This is a genomic window from Bordetella tumulicola, from assembly GCF_965138755.1.
Lineage (GTDB): Bacteria > Pseudomonadota > Gammaproteobacteria > Burkholderiales > Burkholderiaceae_B > Bordetella_A > Bordetella_A tumulicola.
The window spans coordinates 36,849-57,654 of the sequence record NZ_CBCSFP010000014.1; the positions used below are offsets into that span (position 1 = coordinate 36,849).

Sequence of the window (20,806 nt, forward strand, 5' to 3'; positions counted from 1 at the left end):
TCAGATCCTTATTGCAGTTTCTTGGCCTTCTCGAAGGCTTCGTCGATGGTGCCGACCATGTAGAAAGCCTGCTCGGGCAGCGCATCGCAGCCACCTTCGACGATCATCTTGAAACCACGGATGGTTTCGGCCAGCGGCACGTACTTGCCAGGCGAACCGGTAAACACTTCGGCCACGTGGAAAGGCTGTGACAAGAAGCGCTGAATCTTACGCGCGCGCGCCACGGCCTGCTTGTCATCGGGCGACAGTTCGTCCATACCCAGAATCGCGATAATGTCGCGCAATTCTTTGTAGCGCTGCAGCGTTTGTTGCACGCCACGGGCCACGCTGTAGTGCTCTTCACCCACGACTTGCGGATCGAGCTGACGGCTGGACGAATCCAGCGGGTCCACGGCGGGGTAGATCCCCAGTGCAGCGATGTCGCGCGACAACACCACGGTGGAGTCCAAATGCTGGAAGGTCGTGGCAGGCGACGGATCGGTCAAGTCATCCGCAGGCACGTACACGGCCTGGATCGAGGTGATCGAACCGGTCTTGGTCGAGGTGATGCGCTCTTGCAGCACGCCCATTTCTTCGGCCAGCGTCGGTTGGTAACCCACGGCCGACGGCATACGACCCAGCAGTGCCGACACTTCGGTACCGGCCAGGGTGTAACGGTAGATGTTGTCGACGAAGAACAGAATGTCGCGGCCTTCGTCGCGAAATTTCTCGGCCATGGTCAGACCGGTCAGTGCCACGCGCAGACGGTTGCCCGGGGGCTCGTTCATCTGACCGAACACCATGGCGACCTTGTCCAGAACGTTCGACTCTTCCATTTCGTGGTAGAAGTCGTTGCCTTCGCGGGTACGCTCGCCCACACCGGCAAACACCGACAAACCGCTGTGCTGCTTGGCGATGTTGTTGATGAGTTCCATCATGTTGACGGTCTTGCCCACACCGGCGCCGCCGAACAGACCGACCTTACCGCCCTTGGCGAACGGGCAGACCAAGTCAATCACCTTGATGCCGGTTTCGAGCAGTTCGACCGAAGGCGACAGCTCGTCGAAACGAGGAGCCGCCTGGTGAATCGCGCGTTTTTCTTCGGATTGGATGGGACCGGCTTCGTCGATGGGACGACCCAGCACGTCCATGATGCGACCCAGTGTGCCGTGACCCACAGGCACCGAGATGGGCCCGCCGGTACCTACGACTTTCATCCCGCGGCGCAGGCCATCGCTGGAGCCCATGGCGATGGTACGCACCACGCCGTCGCCCAACTGTTGCTGCACTTCCAGCGTCAAACCCTTTTCGGCGAACTTCGACGTATCGTCGTCCAGAGTAAGCGCTTCGTAAATCTTGGGCATCTTATCGCGGGGGAACTGAATATCCACCACGGCGCCGATGCACTGAACGATGGTTCCGTTGCTCATGTCGATTCCTTGCTTGATAGCTTTTTGACGGGATACAAGCTGCTTAAACGGCAGCCGCGCCCCCTACGATTTCCGAAATTTCCTTGGTGATCGCCGCCTGACGGGTCTTGTTGTAGACCAGTTGCAATTCGCCAATAACCTTTTTCGCGTTGTCCGAAGCGGACTTCATGGCCACCATCCGGGCCGACTGCTCCGAAGCCATGTTTTCAGCTACGGCCTGGTACAACAGACCTTCGACGTAACGCTGCAGCAGATCGTCAATCACGCCCTTGGCATCGGGTTCGTAGATGTAGTCCCAGCTGTAGTTCGATTTGACCTCGGAAAGAGCTCCCAAGGTTTCAGCGCCCGACTGGAAGGGATCATCCAGGCCACTGGCCAACGGCAACAAACGCAGGAACACCGGCTCTTGCCTCATGGTGTTCACGAAACGGGTGGATGCCACGTATAGAGCATCGATCTGACCATTCAGATAGGCATCCAACTGCACCTTGATCGCGCCCAACAGACGGTCGAGATCGGGCTTGTCACCCAACTGCACTTCGTTGGAGACCAGCTTGGCGCCGATACGCGTCAACAAACCCAGACCCTTGTTGCCAAAGGCAGTGGTTTGCACGGAGATACCGTTCTGCTCGAATTCTTTGAGCTTGGCCAGCGTGACACGGCTGATGTTGGTGTTCAAACCACCGCACAGCCCTTTGTCGGTCGTCACCAGCACCACACCGACCGCTTTGACTTCGCGTTCGACCAGGTACGGGTGGCTATATTCGGGATTGGCCTGCATCAAGTGCGCAGCAATTTCACGCACCTTGGTAGCGTACGGACGGCCCGCGCGCATCCGTTCCTGCGCCTTGCGCATTTTGGATGCAGCGACCATTTCCATGGCCTTGGTGATCTTGCGCGTGTTTTGCACGCTCTTGATCTTGGTTCGGATTTCCTTGATTCCGGGCATTGCGCTTTCCTGTTGTAACGGCTTGGCGGGATGCGGCCGGGGCTCGTCCCCGCCCTACCGTAGGGCGGGGATGAACCCCGCCACTACGCCAGACATTGCCTTAAAAAGCACCGTGCTTCTTGAAATCCTGGATGGCGGCGGCCAATTCGGCTTCGTCGTCCTTGGACAGTTCTTTGGTGTCTTCGATGCGCTGGATCAGGCTGGCATGCTTGGACTTGAGTTGATCCTTGAGCGATTTTTCGAAGGCCAGAACCTGAGCCACGTCCACCTCGTCCAGGTAGCCATTGTTGACCGTGTACAGCGTGACGGCCAATTCCCACACTTGCAGCGGCTGGTATTGCGGCTGCTTGAGCAGTTCGACCACGCGCTTGCCGCGTTCGAGCTGGCGACGGGTTGCGTCGTCGAGGTCGGAAGCGAACTGCGCGAAGGCGGCCAATTCACGGTACTGAGCCAAGTCGGTACGAATACCGCCGGAGAGCTTCTTGATGACCTTGGTCTGAGCAGCACCACCCACACGCGACACCGAGATACCTGCGTTGATAGCGGGACGCACACCAGCGTTGAACAGGTCGGTTTCCAGGAAGATCTGGCCGTCGGTAATCGAGATCACGTTGGTCGGCACGAAAGCCGATACGTCGCCTGCCTGGGTTTCGATGATCGGCAGCGCGGTGAGCGAGCCGGTCTTGCCCTTGACGGCGCCGTTGGTGAATTTTTCGACGTAGTCTTCGTTCACACGCGCGGCGCGTTCGAGCAGGCGCGAGTGCAGGTAGAACACATCACCCGGGTAGGCTTCACGGCCGGGAGGGCGACGCAGCAACAGCGAGACTTGGCGATAGGCCCAGGCTTGCTTGGTCAGATCGTCATAAACGATCAGCGCGTCTTCGCCACGATCGCGGAAGTATTCGCCCATGGTGCAACCGGCGTACGCGGCCAGGTACTGCATAGCGGCCGAGTCAGAAGCCGTCGCCACCACAACGATCGTGTATTCCATGGCGCCGTGCTCTTCGAGCTTGCGCACCACGTTGTTGATGGTCGATGCCTTTTGGCCAATGGCGACGTATACGCAGGTAACGCCCTTGCCCTTTTGGCTGATGATGGTGTCGACCGCAACCGCGGTCTTGCCGGTTTGACGGTCACCGATGATCAGTTCGCGCTGGCCGCGACCGATAGGCACCATGGAATCGATAGCCTTGATACCGGTTTGCAGCGGTTGCGACACCGAGCGGCGGGCGATCACGCCGGGCGCCACTTTTTCGATGATGTCGGTTTCTTTGGCGTCGATCGGGCCCTTGCCGTCGATGGGTACACCCAAGGTGTTGACCACACGGCCTTTCAGTTCGGGACCGACGGGGACTTCGAGAATGCGGCCGGTCGTCTTGACCTGGTCACCTTCGGACACACCGGTGTAGTCGCCCAGAATCACGGCGCCGACAGAGTCGCGCTCGAGGTTGAGCGCCACGCCGAAGACGTTGTTGGGAAACTCGAGCATTTCGCCCTGCATCACGTCGGACAGACCGTGAACACGGGTAATACCGTCGGTCACGGACACCACGGTGCCCTGGGTACGAATGTCAGCCGAAGCGCCCAGGCCCTCGATGCGGCTCTTGAGCAGTTCGCTGATCTCGGAGGGATTGAGTTGCATATTGACTCCTGGAATCCTGTTTATCTGGCCGTGCGCGCGTCAGGCGGCCAGCGTATCCCGCAAGCGGGCCAATTGGGCTTGTACGGAAGTATCGAGCACTTGGTCACCGACCGCCACGCGCACGCCGCCGATAAGCGACTTGTCGACGATGACGGTGGGACTTAGCTTGAGACCAAACTTGATTTCGAGCGCATCGACCAGTTCTTTGATCTGGGCATCGCTGAGTTCGAACGCACTGGTAATTTCCGCCTGTGCCGTGCCTTCGTGGCGATTTTTCAGCGTCACGAATTGCTTGGCAATGATGGGCAGCAACAGCAGTCGGTCGTTAGCCACCAGCAGTTCGACAAAATTGCGAACCGCCTGAGGCAACGGCGTTTTGATCAAGCCAGTAAACAACTCGACACGCTGTGCATCGCCCAATCGAGGATCGGACATTGCTTCGCGCACGTCGGTGTTGTCGGCCACCTGGGCCAGCTCGCCGATCAGGTCGGCCCAGACCGGCAAGCCGGCCTTGTCATCGCGTGCGGCGCTAAAAAGCGCTTCCGCGTAGGGCCTGGCGACAGTGGAAAGTTCAGCCATGGCGTTCCCGGATTAAAGCTGCGCCTTGAGCTGGGTCAGCAGCTCGGCGTGGGCGCGGGCGTCAACCTCGCGCTTGAGGATCTGTTCAGCACCCTTGACTGCCAGCGCGGCGACATCATCGCGCAACTCGTCACGGGCACGCTGGACTTCCTGCGCGGCATCTTGCGCCGCCTGGGCGACAATGCGCGCGCGCTCAGCTTCAGCTTCGCGGCGGGCTTGCTCGATCAGGGAGGCGGCTTGTTTTTCGGCCTCGATGATGCGGGCATGGTTTTCGGACTTGGCAGAAGCCTCGATCAGACTGACGCGCGCTTGGGCTTGGGCCAAATCGGCCTTGCCCTTCTCGGCGGCGGCTAGGCCGTCGGCGATTTTTTGGCGGCGCTCGTCCATCGCCTTCGTCAGGGGGGGCCACACGAATTTCATCGTGAACCAACCCAGAACGAAGAACACGAGCATCTGGAAAAAGATCGTCGCGTTCAGATTCACGGTCGTTCCTTTAACACCTTGCGGCTCCGGGCGCACTGTTGGCGTCGCGGAGCACTCGATACTTTGCCGACCTGCAGCGGAGGGATTCCACTACCGCCGGCGTCAGGCCCGCATACCGTAGCAGCGGGCGTTGCCATGATTCGCGGGACTTAGCCGACGAACGGGTTGGCGAAAGCGAACAGCATGGCGATACCCACACCGATCAGGAACGCCGCGTCGATCAGGCCAGCCAACAGGAACATCTTGGTTTGCAGCGCGTTCATCAGTTCAGGCTGACGAGCCGAAGCTTCCAGGTATTTGCCGCCCATCAATGCGATGCCGATGCAAGCGCCGATAGCACCCAAACCGATGATAAGACCGCAAGCGAGAGCAACGAAAGCGACGTTGGTCATGACAACTCCTTGGTTAGAAATCTGAAGTCAAATTGTAAGAAAACGGATACTGCTTGAAATGCAAGAAGATCTTGCGCCCCGGCCCGGGCAAATCACCCGTGCCAGGAAAACGGGGTCAATGCCCTTCGTGTGCCTGGCCGAGGTAAACCAGCGTCAGCATCATGAAGATGAAGGCCTGCAACAACACGATCAGGATGTGGAAGATGGCCCACACCGAACCGGCCAGTATGTGACCAATACCAAAACCGATGCTGGCGGCGTTCAGACCGGTCCATGCACCGCCCAGCAAGGCGATCAACATGAATATCAGTTCGCCGGCGAACATGTTGCCGAACAACCGCATGCCCAGCGACACCGCTTTGGCGGCGTACTCGATCAGGTTGAGCAACAGGTTGGCAGGCGCCAGCAGGATCGCGCCGATACCATGCGCGTGAAAGGGCGCGGTGAAGAGTTCTTTGACGAAACCGCCTGGGTGCTTGATCTTGATGCCGTAGTAAAACATCAGCAGCAGCACGCCCGCCGCCATGCCCATGGGCACGTTGAGGTCGGCCGTGGGAAGCACGCGGTGGTAATACATCATATCGCCGTGGTGGGCGCCCAGGCCCGTCCAGCGCCAGATGGACGGCAACAGATCGACCGGCAGCAGGTCGAGCGCGTTCATCAGGATAATCCAGACAAATATGGTGAGTGCCAACGGCGCGATGAATTCACGGCTCTTGGCGTTGTGGACGATGCCCTTGGCTTGTTCGTCGACCATATCGACGATCATTTCAACAAAGGCCTGGAACCGGCCCGGCACACCCGCCGTCGCACGACGAGCAGCCATCCACAGGAAGAGAATAGTGCACAGGCCCATCATGATGGACCAGAACATCGAGTCATAGTTGATGACTTCGAATTGGGCAATGGCGGATTGTTTCTCGCCAATATTGTTCAGATGCACCAAGTGGTGCTGTATATACGCGGACTGAGGCGATATGTCGCTGGCGGCTGCCATTTGAACCCTACCCTGTTTGCTGTGTGACCGGGTCTTGCGAACCGATCGTTTGCATGATTTCTAAGCAACTACGACAACTTGCGGAACATCAACAGCAGGAGATAGCCCTTGAGCGTGAAGACCAGGCCCAGCAGCACCGCAGGCCACACGAGCCAGCCCTGTGCCACATGCGCCAGCAGCCACAACAGCAATGCCGTTATGAGCAGCTTGACCATCTCGCCGAGGAAAAACGCAACAGGGTTCGCCTGACCGGATTTGAGCACGCCGACAAGCAGACGCAACGCAAATAATGCGTTGGGTACGAAATACGCCCCTGCCCCCGCCAACGCTGACCAACCAGCCGCTGTCCCTGCAATGATCCCCGCAATTGCCGCTGCCGCGAGCCCCATGGCCCCCTGCGCTACCAATACCCTCAAGAGCCCCCGGCAGGCCTGAGCATTCAATGCCGCGCGATCGGCATCAGTAAGCACCGGATTTTCGTCTACCAGACTTCCCAGGCTTTGTTGCATCAGACTTCCCCGCTCTTGCAAGTATAGACGTGCGCGGTGGGTTCACCACACGTGTTATCCCGCAAGCGTCAAACCCGTAGAGTATAGCGGGTTTTTCCCTAGCCTAGCAAATCGAAAATCATCACAGAGCAAGTGGGTTCGANCACCGCCGTCGACAANCNGGCGGTGGCGAGGGGTTAGTCTCTTTCGACTGGGGGCGGCGCCCAGTCGCCGTCCAGCGCCAGGTCTTTCGGTGAATACAGACGCATATTCAGAGTGTAATTACCTTGGTTGGGAGTCGGCAGCCAGTTGGCGGTTTTGTTGGAGCCCGGATTGTCACGCTGGATGTAGATATCCAGCGAACCATCGGTGTTGTATTTCAGCGAATCGGTGCTGCGCAGCCCATACCGGCCCATGGCATTGGGGGCGAGGTTATTGTCGGCGTTATAGAGGGTCAGCGACCACGATGCGTTGACCGGTGGCAATTGCGCTTTATCGAAGTGCAAGACGTAGTCTTTGCCGCTATCCAGACGTCGGCCATCCTCATCAACCGCGGTCACCGGATAGATGGCTTCGTTTGGCGTGGTGGCTCCCAGGCCCGCATAGGCGATGGCGGCGCGACGCGTGTAGTCGGTGCCATAAGTACCAATACCGGACAGCACCGAACGCCACCCATTCATGGGCGTGCCCAAACGATGCACCGTGTCGGCAATGCGCCGCCCAGCGATGGGTCGGGCATCGGTCAATGCCTGCCGCACGGCTGGATCGAGCCGATCATAGAAAAAGGGCTGCGGCCCGACCAAACCGATGCGTCGCATCTGGTACAGAATGGCATTGTCGTTATCGTGGGGCGGATTAACCTGGAGCAACTCTGCAAACACGGAGAAGAACGTGGCGGGATCCATGGCCGCCACCTGCTGCCCCGGCGAGCCCTGCGTGTCCCAGGTGATGGACGAGCGATAGGGCATGGACGACGAGCCGCCCATCGTATTGGCCATTCCTGGGGCTTGCTGCTGCGGCCAGGTGGCGGGCTTGGCCGCGCCTCGGCGCGGCGGCGTCACTAAGGCCGGCGCGGGCGCGGGAGCCGTCATGGGCGAAGCCGTCATGCTGGCCTGAAAGGTGTTTACCGCCCCATACTCCGCCGCGCCGCCCGTCTGGATGCGCGCCAGCAACCATCCCACACCGGTGGGACTGCGCACGACGTCCGTTCCGTATGGCGCGTTACCTTGCCAGTTTGGACCCACAATCATGAAGGATTGCTCACCATTGCCGGTCACGCGCGTGCCGCGCGCGGCGTATTCGTCTGACCACATATCCAGCAACGACAGCGAATAGTATCGTCCGCCCGAAGCCGGCACCCGGACCAATAACGGCTGGCGGGACACGTCATACCAAAGGCTGGAATACAGCATATCCACGCTAGGCCAGCCGACATCCGTCGCGCCCGGCTCGGGAAAGACCGTGCGATGGCCGAATTGATTCATCGGCGCGCGACCCGCCAACGAGGTCTGCACCTGAGTCGACGCACGGCGCGTGGCCTCCATCAACACCATAGGATAGGCATAGAGATACGCATCAACCGCAATGTCTTGCAGCTCCACTGCCGAAATGGCAGGGCCGGCGACTGCGGTCGGTGATTGAGACACCATTCGCAATGAGGATTGCGGAGACTGAGCCAGCGCAGCGCAGGCGAAACCGGCGCTCAACGCACCGGCCAATATGGCTTTGGACCAATACTTGGGCAGGGAAACGAAATGATCAGGCATGGGAGGGCTCCTTGTTCGTTCTTGGAAAACGAGCCGGTCACCCTCGGCAGAGGATGACCTCTTCGGCGTCACGCCTCAACAGGATAGGCCCGGACACCGCAACTATGTGCAACACAAGCGTTACAGGCCGCAACCGCGTCCTGCATGATCAACGATGCTTAAAGGCCGGCGGGCGTTTTTCCACGAAAGCAACCATGCCCTCTTTCTGGTCTTCGGTGCCAAACAGCGAATGGAACACGCGACGCTCGAACAAGAGGCCCTCGTTCAATGAAGATTCGAATGCACGGTTCACGCATTCTTTGGCCATCATCACCGAAGGCAGCGACATGGACGCGATCACCGTCGCCGCCTCAATGGCCTCGTCCAGCAGTTTGTCTGCGGGTACGACACGAGACACCAGCCCGGCGCGCTCGGCCTCCTCGGCGCCCATCATGCGGGCGGTCAGCGCCAGATCCATGGCCTTGGCCTTGCCCACGGCACGCGGCAGGCGTTGCGTCCCGCCGGCGCCAGGAATGACGCCCAGTTTGATTTCCGGCTGACCGAATTTGGCCGTATCGGCCGCAATCAGGATGTCGCACATCATGGCCAACTCGCAGCCGCCGCCCAGGGCATAGCCCGAGACCGCGGCAATGACGGGCTTGCGGATGCGTTTGAGGGTTTCCCAGTTGCGCGTGATGTAGTCGCTGCGGTAGACATCCATATACGACCAGTCTTTCATGGCGCCGATGTCCGCCCCCGCGGCAAACGCCTTTTCGCTGCCGGTGATCACGATCGCGCCGATGCCCTCATCGGCCTCGAAGGCCAACAGGGCCGCGCCCAACTCATCCATCAGTTGATCATTGAGCGCGTTGAGCGCCTTGGGACGGTTCAACGTCAACAACCCGACCCGGCCACGGGTCTCCACCAATACAAACGACTCGCTCATGGAATGTCTCCTGGATAAATGAACGTAGACAAGTAAGATAACGCAATGGACACACCCGTAATTTACCGCCTGGAACCTCACGACCCGGCCGGCCATCGCTACCGGATTACCCTGACGATACCGGAACCCGACCCGGCAGGTCAGCGACTCACCCTGCCAGCCTGGATTCCGGGCAGCTATTTGATCCGCGATTTCTCGCGCCAGATCGAAACCCTGCACGCCCGCGCGGGCGGCCGATCCGTAGCTGTTGCCAAACTCGACAACCATACGTGGCAAGCCGCGCCGTGCGCGGGGCCCCTGCAGGTGGACTACACCGTTTATGCCTGGGACTTGTCGGTGCGTGGCGCCCATGTGGACGAAACCCATGGCTTTTTCAACGGCACCAGCGTTTTCTTGCGTGTGCAAGGCCAGGATCACCTGCCCTGCTTGTTGGATCTGGTACCGCCGCGCGGCATCCCCAACTGGAAGGTCTACACCAGCCTGCCCGAAGCGCGCGGCCATGCCGGCGCGGCGCGACGCCACGGTTTCGGCCTGTACCGCGCGCCCGATTACGACGCATTGATCGACCATCCCGTCGAAATGGGCACCCCTCAGGTGGCCCGTTTCACGGCTCATGGCGCCGAACACGAACTCGTCTTTACCGGCGTGATCCCGAAGCTGGATCTGGCGCGCATCACGGAAGACGCGCGCCGTATTTGCGAGGCGCAGATTGCGTTTTTCGAACCCCGCGGCAAACGCGCTCCGTTTCTGGACAGCAGCGATCGCTACGTGTTCATGACGATGGTGGTGGGCGATGGTTATGGCGGTCTGGAACACCGCGCCAGCACGGCCCTGATGGCCTCGCGCAAGGATCTACCCGTGCTCGGCCAACAAGGCCAGGGCGAGGGTTATCGCACGTTCCTGGGGCTGGTCAGCCACGAGTATTTTCATACCTGGAACGTCAAGCGGATCAAACCCGCCGCCTTTGCGCCCTACGACTTGCAAGAGCCCGGATTGACCCGGTTGCTCTGGGTATTCGAGGGATTCACGTCGTACTACGACGACCTGATGCTGCTGCGCTCGGGCGTCATCGAACGCCCCGCGTATCTGCGTCTGCTGGCCAAAACCATCACCGGCGTCGCCCGATCGCCTGGACGACACAAGCAATCGGTTGCTGAGAGTTCCTTCGATGCCTGGACCCGCTATTACAAGCAGGATGAAAACTCAGTCAATGCGCTGGTCAGCTACTACACCAAAGGCTCACTGGTGGCGCTGGGGCTTGACCTGCTGATCCGACGCGACAGCGCGGGCACGCGCTCGCTGGACGACGTGATGCGACTGCTATGGCAGCGTTATGGCCGTGCGTTTTACCAGGGCAAACCCCACGGCATGGCCGAAGACGAATTACCCGCACTCATTCGTGAAGCCACGGGCGTGGACACACGCCGCTTTATTGCGCGCTATGCCTACGGCACCGCCGACGTACCGCTGGCAGAGCTACTCGAACCGCATGGCATTGCACTGAGCTGGAAAGCGGCGCTCAATATCCCGTCGCTGGACGTACGCACGCGCAAGCAAGGCGACACACTGGCGCTCGCGTCGGTGTTCGAGGGCGGCGCGGGCCACAAGGGTGGCCTGTCGGCAGGCGATGTCCTGGTCGCGATCGACGGTTTGCGCGTCGATGCGCCCTCGGGCCTGGAGGAACTGCTGTCTCAGTACCGGTCAGGAGAACGCATCACCGTTCATGTATTTCGGCGAGATGAATTGCGGGCTTTCCAGGTCAGGCTATCGGCGCCCCCGCCGCTGGACTGTGTCTTGACGGCGGCAGGTTAAGCCACCGTTCGCGCTCAATCCCCGGCGGGTGACTGACCCTGCTCTTGGCCGATTTCCAGCGCAGCGCGCAAGAATGAATCCAACGCCCGTCGACTATTCTGACGATGGGTGACCGCATACACCATGCCATCACCTACCTTCACGGACAAGGGGCGCACGGCAATGCGCTCGCCCACATATCGACACGCCGAACGCGGGATCAACGCCACGCCCAAACCCGCCTCGACGAGCGCCACTTGTGCAGGTACCTCGGCAACGGTCTGCACAATCTTGAGTGCCACGCCTGCCTGCGCGCACGCCTGACCCAACGCCCGGGCGAATCCGGATGTTTCCTGGCGCAACACCACAAACGCCTCATCCATCAGATCCTGCAGCGCCAGGCGTTTACGGTCGGTCAGAGCGTGATCCCGCGGTAGCGCCACGACCACCGGATCGGGCCACAAGGGCATGGATTGCAGCACGTCATCATCGACTTTCGTCCGCGAAATGCTGACGTCCAGCCGGTGACCACGCAGGGCCTCAAGTTGCGCGGCCGGATTCATCTCATTCAACAACACCGACACCTGCGGATATCGTTTCGTATAGCGCGCAATCAGCGTGGGCACAGGTCCCAGGAAATGCGAGCCTGACAGGCCGATCTCGATGCGGCCCGCCGCCCCCTGATCCACATCGCGCACGCGTAGCGTGGCATCGGACAGGCGACCGAGCGTCAGCCGAACGTCATTCAAAAAGGCTTCTCCCGCCTCGGTCAAGGCGACCCGCCGGTTGTTGCGGTCAAACAAGCGGACACCCAATTCCCGCTCCAGTTGCGCAATCTGCAGGCTCAAGGGAGGCTGGGATATATGCAGACGCGCCGCCGCCCGAGTGAAGTTCAACTCTTCGGCCAGAACGGCAAAGTAACGGAGTTGGCGCAGTTCCATCAGATCAGTAATCGCGGTGAGTTATTTGCCAAAGCTATCAAACAAGATAAAAACTATATTGGAAAGTATCGTTTGGTGCGAGCAGAATAGCTTTTTACCCTTAAGCGCAAAGACGCAGGGTATGTTCCCAGGAGACACTGATGCACAAATTGCTCGCTGCCACACTTATTGCGGCGACAGCCTGCGCCGCGCACGCCGCCGACGAATTTCCCAGTCGTACAGTCACTCTGGTCGTCCCCAATCCGCCCGGCGGCCTGGTTGATACATCAGCCCGTATCATTGCCGAGCCCCTGGCCGGCGCCTTGGGCAAAACTGTCGTCGTGGAGAACAAAGATGGCGGCAGCGGCAATATCGCCTATCAGGCCGTTGCTCGGTCGCAGCCCGACGGCTACACGTTGCTTGTCTCGTATTCTGCGTACCACGTGGGCAACCCTAACTTGAGCAAGAACCTACCGTGGGCGCCCAAAGATTTTGTGCCGGTCGGCCTTGTCACGATATCCAGCAATGTGATTGCGGTGCATCCTTCCGTCAAAGCCACCAACCTGACGGACTTCATCGCCGAGACCAAGCAGTCCCCGGGCAGCATCAACTACGCATCGCAAGGAGTGGGCTCGCTATCTCATCTAGGCACCGAAGTCTTCAAACAACAAACAGGAGCCGACATGACCCACGTGCCTTACAGAGGTTCGGGTGCGGCCATCAAAGACGTGCTTGCCGGCAATGTACAAGTGTTCATTACCACACCGCCGTCTGTCATGGGCCACGTACAGACTGGCAAACTGCGCGCGCTGGCTGTGACCAGCACCAAGCGTCACCCCATGCTGCCTGACGTACCCACCACCGCAGAAGCAGGCTTGCCTGGCTACGAGCTTGAATCCTGGGTCGGGCTGTTTGCTCCGGCAGGTACACCACAAGCCGTCCTCGACAAACTGGCTGACAGCGTCGAGGCCGCGCTCAAGCAGCCGTCGACCGTGCAAAACGCCCAAGCCGCAGGCATCGAAGCCCGATTCGAAGGCCCTGCCGCATTGCAAGAACGTGTCGATACCGAATTGGCCTACTGGAAACGTACCGTAGAAGATGCGGGCATCACGACGGAATGATCAGCCAATCGGAAGAATCGCCCCCTATCACCACATTGGGCCCACTGGTCGTTGCCTAAATAGGCATCCCGATAACCTGCCCTGCCAGGAGGCTTGGGCCTTGCCCCCACTTTTTTTTGAGGAATTTCCCTATGACTTCGTCCCCCCGCACGATACGCATCGGCCAGATCGTTCCGAGCTCCAATACGACCATGGAGACGGAAATCCCCGCCATGCTGCGGCGGCGCGAGGCCTTCTCCCCCGAACGCTACACGTTCCACTCCAGCCGTATGCGCATGAAACAAGTCACCGCCGCCGAGCTGGCGTCGATGGACAGTGAATCGGATCGCTGCGCGCAGGAGCTCTCGGATGCTCGCGTGGATGTGCTCGGCTACGCCTGCCTGGTTGCCATCATGAGCCAGGGGCTGGGCTATCACCGCGTATCCCAAGAGCGTCTGCATCAAGCCACGGTCGACAATGGCGGGCCCGCCCCCGTCATCTCCAGCGCAGGCGCGCTGGTCGAGGGCCTGCACGCAATCGGCGCGCGCAAGGTCGCGATCCTGACGCCCTACATGAAGCCGTTGACGAAACTGGTGGTGGACTACATCGAACACGAAGGGATCGATGTACACGACAGCGTGTCGCTGGAAATCGCCGATAACCTCAAGGTGGGCGCGCAAAACCCTCTGGCGCCGGCCGAGCACGTCGGCCGCCTGGACACGCGCGGCGTGGATGCGGTGGTCTTGTCGGCCTGCGTGCAGATGCCTTCCCTGGCATCGATCCAGCCGGTGCAGGATCGCCTCGGGCTGCCGGTCGTGACGGCCGCCGCCGCGACCGTGTACCGCATGCTGCAAGTCCTGAACCTGGAAACTCGCGTCCCGGACGCCGGTGAACTACTGACGGGCAAATACTAGCCTGCCCGCGAAACACCCAACGTTGCATTACAACGCGGCGTCGCGCTCCCGACGCCGCTGAATCGCCTTGGCGGCCACCACGCCGTCGGCCATCGACGTCACTACGCAGGGATGCATACGATTGGCAACCTCGCCAATGGCGTAGGCGTCCCGCGCACTGGTTTCGGCAGTCGCGTGATCGGTGTGAATATAGCCACGCTCGCCGCGCAGCAGCGCCAGACTATCCGCGAACGCCGCCTGTGGCTCCCAGCCATAAAACACCAGGATCAGATCGTAGGCGCGCCCATCTACCGTGCGCGCGACCGGGTCCACCTGATACGGCCCAACGTGGACGTTTTCACTGCCGGCACGAGTCACCCATTGCTGCTGTGCACGCACGCTGCGGGCATACAAGTGCACGTCACGGGCGCCGCGATTGCGCACATAAACAAAGTTCTCGTAGGCGTTGTCTCCTCCGCCAAGCACGGCCACCGTCAGACCGGCATAGTCTTGTGCCATGATGGATGAGCCCGGACCGATAAAGACGCCCGGCCACGCCGCACCCGCCGGATGCCCCGGCAAACCGCGCGCACGTACACCCGAGGCGATCACCAAGGTCCGGCCCGATACGGTGTTGTCGGCACCATCGGCCTGTCGGATATCGACGTGAAACCCGTCGGCGATCCGTCGAACTTGCTGCGCGCGGGCGCCCAAATGCACCGGCACTTTGGCCGCCTGCACGCTCTGAGCGATATTGGCCGCGACCTGCTGGCCCGTTACCCCGGGTAAAGCCGCGATCCAATCATCGACAAACGGATTGTCATTGCCCAGCCCACCCAAGCGATCACTGCCCTCGATCAGCAATGGCACCAAACCCAATCGCGCCAACCAGATAGCGCAAGAAGCGCCGGCCGGGCCGCCACCCACAATGACCGCGTCGTAGTGCTGCATGTCCGATATATTCCGTGTATAGCCATCGCGCGCCCGAACGACGCACAGGCAAATTGTAGCCAGAGGCGCGTCCCGCCTTACAATTCCGGTTCTCTTTCCCAGGTAGACACCATGCCTACACGTCGCATTTTCCTTTCCGGGCTGGCCCTGGATGCCCGCATCGGCATTCTGGAGCATGAGCGCCGGGCTACCCAGCCTCTACACGTCGACGCTGAGTTCGATGTCGATATCACCCGCGATGTCGACGACCAGGACATCCACAGCGTACTGGACTACCGTCGCCTGCGCGAAGCCATCGTCGAAGAATGCACCCAGGCACATGTGAACCTGATCGAAACCCTGGCCGAACAACTCGCTGAGCGCCTGCTGCGCGACTTTGCCGAAGTGCGAGCATTGCGGTTGCGCATCAGCAAGCCCATGGCATTCTCGGACTGCGCGTCAGTCGGTGTCGAAATCCAGATCAATCGTTAGTTGCCGCAACGGCGAAACTCCTATGCAAGCTCTCTCCGACACCTCCGTGGTCATACGTACCCGCGCAGAAGAAAAAATCCGCCACGAAGGCAACAAACTGACCAAGCGCCTGGCGCGCGAAACGACACGCGCCCTCAGCGACTACAACATGATCGAGGCCGGCGATCGCGTCATGGTGTGCCTGTCGGGCGGCAAGGACTCCTATGCGATGCTGGACATCTTGCTCAGCCTGCGCAAACGCGCCCCCTTTCCGTTCGATATCGTGGCCGTCAATCTGGATCAAAAACAACCGGGCTTTCCGCCCGATGTGCTGCCGACCTACTTGACCTCGCTGGGCGTTCCCTTTCATATCGAAACGCAAGACACTTATTCGATCGTGACCCGGGTCATCCCCGAGGGCAAGACGATGTGCTCGCTGTGCTCCCGCCTGCGACGGGGGATCCTGTATCGCGTCGCCGATGAGTTGGGCGCCACCAAAATCGCGCTGGGCCATCATCGCGATGACATCCTGGCCACATTTTTCCTGAACTTGTTCTATGGCGGAAAAGCCAAGGCCATGCCGCCCAAACTCGTCTCGGACGACGGCCGCCATACGGTCATTCGCCCGCTGGCCTATGTCCCGGAAAGCGATCTGATCGCGTATGCCAAGCTCAAGCAATTCCCGATCATTCCATGCAATCTGTGCGGCTCGCAGGAAAACCTCAAGCGTCAGGAAGTCGGTCGCATGATCCGCGACTGGGATCGCCAGCATCCCGGCCGGTCCTGGAATGTATTCAATGCCCTCTCAAACGTCGTACCATCGCACCTGATGGATCGCGAACTGTTTGATTTTGTGGGATTAAGGCCCACCGGCATCGCGGATGCCAACGGCGATACCGCATTTGATCCTGTCGATCCTGTTGACCCGCTCAATACCGCAGCAACGACCGATCAGGGCTGTGGTGACGAGGGCGCCGACATGACGGAACAAAAAATCATGTTCATGCGACCGTGATCATTGAATCCACCGCACACAGGTCATCAGGCACATGATGCGTGCATCATCCCCGCATGCATCACACCGGCGACCGCGTCTCGCGGCACGCCGGTGCTCACCACATGACAGCACACTCAGGCGTTCAGCACGCGCACAGGCTTGCCCGCCAGCCAAGCCTGCACGGCATTGACGGCATTGCCATAAAACGCGGTGAAATTCTCGGCGCTGACATAGCCCAAATGCGGCGTCAGCACCACATTGTCCAGCACGCGCAGCGCATCGGTGGGTGGCAAGGGCTCTTCGTCGAACACATCCAGCCCCGCCCCGGCGATGCGCCCCTTGCGCAGGGCATCCAGCAAGGCCTCCTGGTCCACCAGCCCTGCCCGAGAAGTGTTCACTAGAAATGCCGACGGTTTCATGGCGGCCAGCGCATCCGCGTCCACCACGTGACGCGTGCGATCGCTCAAAATCAAATGCACACTCACCACATCAGCATCGGCAAACAACGCATCCTTGGGCACGTACGTGACGCCCGCCTCTTCAGCCCGCTCGGGCGTCAGGTTGGGACTCCAGGCTTGCACTGTCATGCCGAACGCCTTGCCTACCTGCGCCACGGCAGTGCCGAGCTTGCCCAGCCCTACGACACCCAGGCACTTGCCCGCCAACGGCCGGGGCATTCCGGTCTGCCAGAGACCACGACGCATGTTGGCGTCCTCGGTGGTCAGGTTCTTGAACAGGGCCAGGATATGGGCCCAGGCCAACTCCGCCGTCGCGGTATTCGCGTCGGCACCACCCGGTGCACCACACACCACGACACCGCGTCGTGTGCAGGCGTCCATATCGATAGCCAGATTGCGCATCCCCGTGGTAACCAATAATCGCAGCTTGGGTAACGACTCGATCAGCGTCGCCGGAAACGGCGTGCGCTCTCGCATGGCCACGATCACATCAAAAGGCTGCAAGGCCTCAGCCCGCTCGGCCTCGGGCAGGTAATCACGAAACGTCTGTACCCGCACCTGCGGCCCCAGCGTCGTCCAATCGGCGTAACGCTCGGCCACGTCATGATAGTCATCGAGTAACGCAATGCTGATCGTATCGGTACTCACGGCAAGTCTCCCGTTATTGTTGTCCCAAACGGCTTCGAATCATCTCTAGCGGCGCGGCGCCATTGAGCCGGCTGCCATCCTGGAAGAATATCGCGGGCGTACCGCGGACCATCAGCTTTTGGCCCAACGCCAGCACTTGCTGGGTCGGCGCATCGCATTCCGCCGTAGGGGGCGTCTTGCCGTCGACCATCCAGTCACTCCAGGCTTGCGCGGGATTCTTGGCACACCATACATCACGTGATTTGGTGGTCGAGTCCGGTGCCAGGATAGGGAACAAAAAAGTATAGATCGTCAGGTTGTCTTCGTCTTTCAGTGTCTTGTGCAACTGCTTGCAATAGCCGCAATTGGGGTCCTCAAAAACCGCCATCTTGCGCGCGCCGTTGCCACGCACCTGCTTGACGGCCAGATCCAGCGGCAACTCATCAAACGACACCGAACCCAGTTTTTCCAGACGATCCCGCGTCACGTCGCGACGTGACGCAGCGTCGATCAGCGGTCCTTCCATGACCCAACTGACCTTGTCATCGGTGTACACCAAATCGCTGCCCACTTGGACCTCGTAAATGCCATAGGGCGTGCGGCGTACGGCGGTCACCGGCAAGTCGTTGAATAGCTCGCTAAAGCGCTTCTCTACCGCCTTGGTCGCGGGATCGGAAGCAGACGCCTGATCCGGCGCGGCGGATTGAGCCGCGGCCGGTTGCGCGGTCGCCGGTGTCGTGGGTTGCGCCCACGCGCCGTTCGCCAAGCCAAGGCCCATGGCGCACAAAACACTTGCCAGGCAAGAGGAAAAACGGAAATTCATGCAAACTCCTAGGGCTGCTCAGTTACGTGAAGCGCCATCGATTAAATATCGCTTTAATAAGGGTGCGGCGTCCACCCAACGCATCCCTGCGTTGCGCAGCCAGGCCAGGGGCGCAGTACGCGCGCCGAACAAACGATGCAAGCCGTCAGTCGCCATGCGCATTGCCAATACGGATTCCGCCCGGGCGCGCTGATAGCGCCGCAATACCCGTGCGTCGCCCGCCTCGCGGTAAGGCTCACGCTCGGCGACGATACGGGACAACGCCTCGACGTCGCCCAAGCCCAGATTCAGGCCCTGCCCGGCCAAGGGATGCACGCGATGCGCCGCATCACCCGCCAACGCAATCCCCGGGGCGGTCATGCGCGCCTGATCCAGCGTCAGCGCAAACGCATGCAATTTGCTACGCACCCGCAGCCGACCCAGGCGACCTTGTGCCGCGTGCGCCAGCATCTGCTCCAGCTGGGCGCTTTGCTCTTCGGGCGCCAACGTCTGCAACGCCTGGGCCTGCGCGTTATGCATCGACCACACCATGGAGACCTGCGGACCATCGGCCGTATCGGGCAGCGGCAGCAACGCCAACACCCCGTCATCGCGAAACCATTGAAACGCCGTACCGTGGTGCGCACGCTCGGCATCCAGATGCACCACTAGCCCTGTGTCGTCATAAGGCACCGACGTGTGCGGCATGCCGGCAGCCGTACGCAGCGGCGACGCCGCGCCATCGGCGCCCACAAAGAGCTCGGCCTCGATCCATTCGCCGGCGGCAGTCTGCACCGCCCCCGGCCGATAGCCGACACAACGCTCAGGCAACCAGGAAATACCAACCATGCGTACGGCCTGCAGGAGCACCCGTTCGATCTCACCCGACTCGACAATCCAGGCCAGTTGCGGCTGCGCGGCCTGCCAGGCGTTCAGATCAACCCGGCCATCGGCATCGCCGTATATTTCCATCGCCTGCACCGGCGTGATACGCGCAGCAGGCATGGCGTCCCAAACGCCCAGCTCAGCCAAAAAGCGCTGACTGGACGGAGAAATGGCATACACCCGGGGATGATAAGTATCGGGACTGGCGGCCGGCACTGTGGCGGGCGGCGCCAGCAGCGTCACTCGTTGTCCCCTGCGCGCCAGGGCCAGCGCGCTCGACAAACCGACGATGCCCGCCCCGCAAATCACAATCGGGTGTTTCATCGCGCAGAGGGCTCCCCGGCCTGTTTAGGCCACAGCACCCACATCTGGCCGCGCTGTTTCATGCGGCCGGCCTGCGCGCCCGCCTCATCACCATACCCCCAATAGAAGTCCGCGCGCGCGGCCCCCTTGATGGCAGCGCCGGTGTCCTGGGCAAAGACCAGCCCCTGCAACGGCCGATCAGACGACGGCCACGTGGTCGACAAATACACGGGCGTGCCCAACGGCACGAAATTGGTATCCACGGCGATCGAACGGCGCGGCGCCAATGGAATGCCGTAGGCGCCCTTGGGACCTTGCTCCGGGTCTACTACCGCCTCTTCGCGAAAAAACACCACTGCCGGATTCGCATTCAGCATTTCCTGCACACGCGACGGATTGCGTTGCGCCCAGGCCCGGACGTTTTGCATCGATGCCTCGTTGGCGCGCAGCTCGCCCTTGTTGATCAGCCAACGCCCAATCGAGGCATAGGGTTGACCATTGTGATCCGCGTAGGCGACACGGATCGTCGTACCAGCGTCCGGGCCGTCCTTGAGCAGGACGCGGCCCGAGCCCTGTACCTGCAAGAAAAAGTTATCGACGGGGTCATCCACCCAGACGATGACCGGCGGCTTGGTGCCGGACGTCTCGAGCGTAGCGCGCGTGTCATAGGGCACCACCCGCTTGCCAACCAGCTTGCCACGCACGCGCTTGCCCGCCAAATCGGGGTACACCGCGCCCAAATCAATGGTCAGCAGGTCCTCGGGCACGCCATACAGCGGCCATTGATACGCGCCACCCTGACGCCGCGAGCCCCGCACCAGCGGCTCGTAATAGCCCGTCACGGTATTTGACGCGGTCCGATTGTCGGTGCCATTCAGGCGCCATGGCTGCAGGTGGGTCTGCAGAAATTGACGAACCGCCGCCGGATCCGAGCCACCCGCGAAATCGACTGCCGCCGCACAAACCGGCTGCCAGGCGCGCGGNGNNGCCCGCGCGGAC

General features: G+C 60.8%; 21 protein-coding genes. 5 read left to right on the forward strand and 16 right to left on the reverse strand.

What is annotated here, in order from left to right; translation table 11 throughout:
• Positions 1-8: 8 nt before the first annotated feature.
• The 10 genes from atpD to ACNAZS_RS23885 all read right to left on the reverse strand — a co-directional run bounded on the left by atpD (position 9) and on the right by ACNAZS_RS23885 (position 9,630).
• A complete protein-coding gene (atpD, locus tag ACNAZS_RS23840) occupies positions 9-1,409 on the reverse strand; it encodes a F0F1 ATP synthase subunit beta (RefSeq protein WP_415793032.1) in 1,401 nt (466 codons plus the stop codon).
• A gap of 43 nt (positions 1,410-1,452) precedes the next feature.
• Positions 1,453-2,358 carry a F0F1 ATP synthase subunit gamma gene (gene atpG, locus ACNAZS_RS23845; protein ID WP_415793033.1) on the reverse strand — a complete coding sequence of 302 codons (906 nt, stop codon included), beginning with the start codon at positions 2,356-2,358 and terminating at the stop codon, positions 1,453-1,455.
• Positions 2,359-2,458: 100 nt separating this feature from the next.
• Positions 2,459-4,000: a F0F1 ATP synthase subunit alpha gene (atpA, locus tag ACNAZS_RS23850; protein WP_415793034.1), complete on the reverse strand. Its 1,542-nt coding sequence runs from the start codon at positions 3,998-4,000 to the stop codon at positions 2,459-2,461.
• Between the two features lie 39 nt (positions 4,001-4,039).
• The gene (locus ACNAZS_RS23855; RefSeq protein ID WP_415793035.1) at positions 4,040-4,579 is read right to left on the reverse strand and encodes a F0F1 ATP synthase subunit delta; all 540 of its coding nucleotides are present in this window, start codon (positions 4,577-4,579) and stop codon (positions 4,040-4,042) included.
• Between the two features lie 12 nt (positions 4,580-4,591).
• Entirely contained in the window at positions 4,592-5,062 is a 471-nt protein-coding gene (locus ACNAZS_RS23860) for a F0F1 ATP synthase subunit B (RefSeq protein ID WP_415793036.1), read from the reverse strand.
• Positions 5,063-5,211: 149 nt separating this feature from the next.
• Complete coding sequence (gene atpE / locus ACNAZS_RS23865; RefSeq protein ID WP_003815363.1) at positions 5,212-5,454, reverse strand: F0F1 ATP synthase subunit C; 243 nt, start codon at positions 5,452-5,454, stop codon at positions 5,212-5,214.
• 115 nt (positions 5,455-5,569) lie between these two features.
• A complete protein-coding gene (atpB, locus tag ACNAZS_RS23870; protein ID WP_415793037.1) occupies positions 5,570-6,451 on the reverse strand; it encodes a F0F1 ATP synthase subunit A in 882 nt (293 codons plus the stop codon).
• A 68-nt stretch (positions 6,452-6,519) separates the two neighbouring features.
• The gene (locus ACNAZS_RS23875; RefSeq protein ID WP_415793038.1) at positions 6,520-6,960 is read right to left on the reverse strand and encodes an ATP synthase subunit I; all 441 of its coding nucleotides are present in this window, start codon (positions 6,958-6,960) and stop codon (positions 6,520-6,522) included.
• 176 nt (positions 6,961-7,136) lie between these two features.
• Positions 7,137-8,705 carry a DUF1254 domain-containing protein gene (locus ACNAZS_RS23880; protein WP_415793039.1) on the reverse strand — a complete coding sequence of 523 codons (1,569 nt, stop codon included), beginning with the start codon at positions 8,703-8,705 and terminating at the stop codon, positions 7,137-7,139.
• Positions 8,706-8,853: 148 nt separating this feature from the next.
• Positions 8,854-9,630 (reverse strand): enoyl-CoA hydratase, encoded by a 777-nt coding sequence (locus ACNAZS_RS23885; RefSeq protein WP_415793040.1) that lies wholly within the window; start codon positions 9,628-9,630, stop codon positions 8,854-8,856.
• 45 nt (positions 9,631-9,675) lie between these two features.
• On the opposite strand from ACNAZS_RS23885, the gene ACNAZS_RS23890 reads away from it, so the two are divergent.
• Positions 9,676-11,442, forward strand: a complete 1,767-nt coding sequence (locus tag ACNAZS_RS23890; RefSeq protein WP_415793041.1) for a M61 family metallopeptidase — start codon at positions 9,676-9,678, stop codon at positions 11,440-11,442.
• Between the two features lie 14 nt (positions 11,443-11,456).
• Here the strand turns inward: ACNAZS_RS23890 and ACNAZS_RS23895 are convergent, their stop codons facing one another.
• Positions 11,457-12,362 (reverse strand): LysR substrate-binding domain-containing protein, encoded by a 906-nt coding sequence (locus tag ACNAZS_RS23895; protein WP_415793042.1) that lies wholly within the window; start codon positions 12,360-12,362, stop codon positions 11,457-11,459.
• 140 nt (positions 12,363-12,502) lie between these two features.
• Between ACNAZS_RS23895 and ACNAZS_RS23900 the strand changes: the two genes are divergently transcribed.
• A complete protein-coding gene (locus tag ACNAZS_RS23900) occupies positions 12,503-13,462 on the forward strand; it encodes a Bug family tripartite tricarboxylate transporter substrate binding protein (protein WP_415793043.1) in 960 nt (319 codons plus the stop codon).
• A 131-nt stretch (positions 13,463-13,593) separates the two neighbouring features.
• A complete protein-coding gene (locus ACNAZS_RS23905; protein WP_415793044.1) occupies positions 13,594-14,355 on the forward strand; it encodes a maleate cis-trans isomerase family protein in 762 nt (253 codons plus the stop codon).
• Between the two features lie 27 nt (positions 14,356-14,382).
• Here the strand turns inward: ACNAZS_RS23905 and ACNAZS_RS23910 are convergent, their stop codons facing one another.
• Positions 14,383-15,285 carry an NAD(P)/FAD-dependent oxidoreductase gene (locus ACNAZS_RS23910; RefSeq protein WP_415793045.1) on the reverse strand — a complete coding sequence of 301 codons (903 nt, stop codon included), beginning with the start codon at positions 15,283-15,285 and terminating at the stop codon, positions 14,383-14,385.
• Between the two features lie 111 nt (positions 15,286-15,396).
• On the opposite strand from ACNAZS_RS23910, the gene folB reads away from it, so the two are divergent.
• Together folB and ttcA are read left to right on the forward strand one after the other, a co-directional pair.
• Positions 15,397-15,756, forward strand: coding sequence for a dihydroneopterin aldolase (gene folB, locus ACNAZS_RS23915; protein WP_415793046.1), 360 nt, complete (start codon positions 15,397-15,399; stop codon positions 15,754-15,756).
• A gap of 22 nt (positions 15,757-15,778) precedes the next feature.
• On the forward strand, positions 15,779-16,750 hold the full coding sequence (gene ttcA, locus ACNAZS_RS23920) for a tRNA 2-thiocytidine(32) synthetase TtcA (protein WP_415793047.1): 972 nt from the start codon (positions 15,779-15,781) through the stop codon (positions 16,748-16,750).
• Between the two features lie 116 nt (positions 16,751-16,866).
• On the opposite strand, the gene ACNAZS_RS23925 is transcribed toward ttcA, so the two are convergent.
• The 4 genes from ACNAZS_RS23925 to mltA form a co-directional block, all read right to left on the reverse strand.
• The gene (locus ACNAZS_RS23925) at positions 16,867-17,823 is read right to left on the reverse strand and encodes a D-2-hydroxyacid dehydrogenase family protein (RefSeq protein WP_415793138.1); all 957 of its coding nucleotides are present in this window, start codon (positions 17,821-17,823) and stop codon (positions 16,867-16,869) included.
• A gap of 28 nt (positions 17,824-17,851) precedes the next feature.
• On the reverse strand, positions 17,852-18,640 hold the full coding sequence (locus ACNAZS_RS23930; RefSeq protein WP_415793048.1) for a DsbC family protein: 789 nt from the start codon (positions 18,638-18,640) through the stop codon (positions 17,852-17,854).
• Positions 18,641-18,658: 18 nt separating this feature from the next.
• Positions 18,659-19,828: a UbiH/UbiF family hydroxylase gene (locus ACNAZS_RS23935; protein WP_415793049.1), complete on the reverse strand. Its 1,170-nt coding sequence runs from the start codon at positions 19,826-19,828 to the stop codon at positions 18,659-18,661.
• Positions 19,825-20,792, reverse strand: a 968-nt coding sequence (gene mltA / locus ACNAZS_RS23940; protein WP_415793050.1) for a murein transglycosylase A, incomplete at its 5' end; no start/stop codon positions are given. The genes ACNAZS_RS23935 and mltA, both read right to left, overlap by 4 nt.
• Positions 20,793-20,806 lie beyond the last annotated feature (14 nt).